The sequence below is a fragment of the Amycolatopsis sp. NPDC051061 genome (assembly GCF_040682935.1).
Lineage (GTDB): Bacteria > Actinomycetota > Actinomycetes > Mycobacteriales > Pseudonocardiaceae > Amycolatopsis.
Map to the genome: position 1 here is coordinate 1 of NZ_JBFBBZ010000125.1, position 3021 is coordinate 3021.

Genomic DNA, 3021 nt, shown 5'->3' on the forward strand with positions numbered 1-3021 from the left:
GTAGAAATTGGATGATAAAGTTCAGCATATTTTGCCCACTCTTCAGAAGTATTTGCTGATGGAACTAAAAGAGCATCGAATTTAAGGGCAGACTTTGCAATCTCTTCTGCATTTTCAACATCAAATGTCTTTAAAATTTCGCTTGTATTTTTAGCCCAAAAATCAAGTAATTCTTTTTTTCTAGGGTGTTCATCATTATAATAAGTGGTATCAGGTAAAATCAAACCCGGGCCAGAAAATCCAAGAGAATAGTGAATAGCATCTTTCATATCAGGTTCAACACTAAAAGAAAACGGAAGAGGTGCCTGTGAATGGAAAACGAGTTGAGTCAAATTATTTTTAAAATCTTCAAAAGTATTTAAAGTTTCAACTTTAGCAAGTTCATTTTTTACGGCAGAAAAGTCCGCTTTTTCTCTGGTTTGCCAATCTCCTGCTTTATTATAAAATTTGATTGCTTCAAGCAACTCTGGATTATCAGTAGGTAGGTTTTGTGATAAATCAGCTAAATCTTTAGCCAAATTTTTCTCATTTTTTAGTACTAATTCATCAAAAGCTGAAATTCTTGGTTTGTCTGCAGGAATTTCTGCATTTTCTAACCATTCAGCATTAACAGTAGCGAATAAATCATCTTGAATCCTTGTCATATCAAACTCCTTTTTTAATAAAAGAAGCTCAAATCATAAATTTGAACTTCTGTGACTTTAGAATTGCGAAAACTAAAGTGAGGGTATTTTTACAAAAAAACTTGTAAACAAAAGTTAAGTAAAACTATTTGGTGGCCAACTTAGCAGAAGAAACACCAATTTCTGACCAAGTATTCATTGCACCATAATCAAGCGTCATTCCAACTACACGTTTGTTAACAGGAGTATAATTCAACATAAAGTTAGTTGGAATCACATAAGCTTTTTTATTCATATCTTCTTGATATTTAACGAAAGCTGCTTTACGGTAAGTTGGATTTTCAGACTTGGCAGAATCAATATCATTTAAATCCTTAGTAATTTCTGAATCATTAAAGTGACCAAAGTTATAAGGTGCTGCTGCTGAGAACAAATCTTGTTGAGAAGGTTCAGATGCCAATGACCAAGAACCGTCAGTGATATCCCAGTCATTTGCTCCTGGAGGAGTCGTCATATGGTCGACCCAAGAATTAAATTCCATCAATTTACCGTTATAAAGACTCACTTTCACACCAATTTTCTTCCATTGTTGGATGTAGTTTTGGGCAATGGTTTCAGCGTTTGCATCACCTACACGAGCCGCATAAACAAGCGATAATTCTTTTCCATCTTTTTCACGGTAGCCTGTAGATTTATTCAATTTCCATCCGTCTTCATCCAAAAGTTTATTAGCTTTATCAAGATCTTGTTTTTCATATCCTTTAACTGACGAACTCGTAAATTGTTTAAAGATAGGTGGAATCAAACTATTTGCAGGAGTTGAAAGTCCGTTTGAGAACTTATTATCCACTTCTGCGACATTTCGAGCATAACCAATGGCTTGACGAACATTTTGATCTTGCAATGGCGTTTTACGATCTTGGACATTAATTGAATTTTTAGCATCATAGTGCCCTAAGTTATAGTACATTAAGGAAATATACATCGCTTGTTGTCCTAAAACCTTGTATCCCTTTAAGTTTTTCACTTGCTTATACTGGCTACTAACCATGCCGTTAATAATATCATATTTACTTGATGAAAGTGCTGCGACTGATTTTGCTGTTGATACAACTTCATAAGTAATTGAATTTAGTTTTGGTTTTTCACCCCAATAGTAAGGATTTGGGACATATTTAATAGATTCACCAGCAACAACATTTTCCGGTTTAAAAGGCCCTGTAACTAATGGTTTCGTTGTCGTTTTTGGACTAGAAGCCAAATCTTTAGGAGCGACATCTTTCAAATATTGATAAGGCGCTACCGTTTCAAGGAAGTAACCATTTCCTGATTGAGTCATCCCCGGTTTCATTTCTTTAAATTGAACCTTGATGACTTTTCCGTTTTCACCGTCTGGGAAAGTAATCCCTGAGATTGTTTTAGCTTTACCCGCATGATAATCACTCAAGCCAACAATATTTGCCAGAGAATCAGTCCAACGGTCGGAACCATAAGCAGGATTAGCAATCGTTTCATAGGTAAATTCATAATCTTTAGCCGTTACTTCTGAACCATCAGACCATTTCAAATCTTTACGAAGGGTAATCGTTGCCGTTTTAGACTCTTTATCTAGAGCAACATCGGCAGCTCCTCCCTTAATAAATTTGAATCCACTGTCTGTGAAGAACAAACCATCTTGACCTCCACCAGGACCAGACATTGTAGCAAAAGTTGCATCATTAGAAAGTCCCGATAACCATTGTGCTTTCATTGGAGAATCACTTTGATATGCGACTTTTAAATTTCCACCTTTGATTGCCTTGTCTGGATTTTGATAAGCAACGTCAAAGTTCCCCGCTTTTAATTTTTTTGTACTTGTACTTGAGCTTTGATTAGAACCACAAGCACTTAGGAGTGTAGCTGCTAAAACTACACTACTTGCCAATAAAGTTACTTTTAATTTGTTCATCTTAGTTTCTCCAATAATTTCTTTTTATTTCTTGCTTGCTTCAATATAATATTTAATTTATCATATCCATTTTTAATAGATAAACATTTTTATCACTCTTGAATGTTGTTTATCTTGTAGCTTGTCTTTGGTCAGCCACTCGTCTTAGTGCATTTCCGATAAAGATAATAGCAAGCACCACAATTAGGATGACCACTGTTGCTGGAACCCAAGTCCAAGGCTTATCAGTCATTGTTTCTGGATTAGTCGCTTCATTTATCATTGTTCCCAAAGATGGTGTCCCCGCTGGAAGTCCAAAACCTAAGAAAGAAAGCCCTGTTTCTAAACCAATATTTCCAGCAAAAACAAGCGTTGCCCCGAACAGGGCGTCAGCCTGTGCCACGAAACCGGCGCGATCTGCGAAGCCTTCAAGCTGGACAGGCGCGTGACCGGCTCGGTGTGCGTGACCGC

General features: G+C 36.5%; 2 protein-coding genes and 1 pseudogene. All 3 read right to left on the reverse strand.

The features are described 5' to 3' along the window. A pseudogene (gene pepO / locus AB0N03_RS52060) lies at window positions 1–644 on the reverse strand (endopeptidase PepO); the annotation flags it as partial. A gap of 124 nt (window positions 645–768) precedes the next feature. Further along, complete coding sequence (locus tag AB0N03_RS52065) at window positions 769–2571, reverse strand: oligopeptide ABC transporter substrate-binding protein (protein ID WP_364388941.1); 1803 nt, start codon at window positions 2569–2571, stop codon at window positions 769–771. A 109-nt stretch (window positions 2572–2680) separates the two neighbouring features. Further along, window positions 2681–3021 (reverse strand): ABC transporter permease subunit (locus AB0N03_RS52070; RefSeq protein WP_364388943.1); only part of this gene is annotated, 341 nt, incomplete at its 5' end.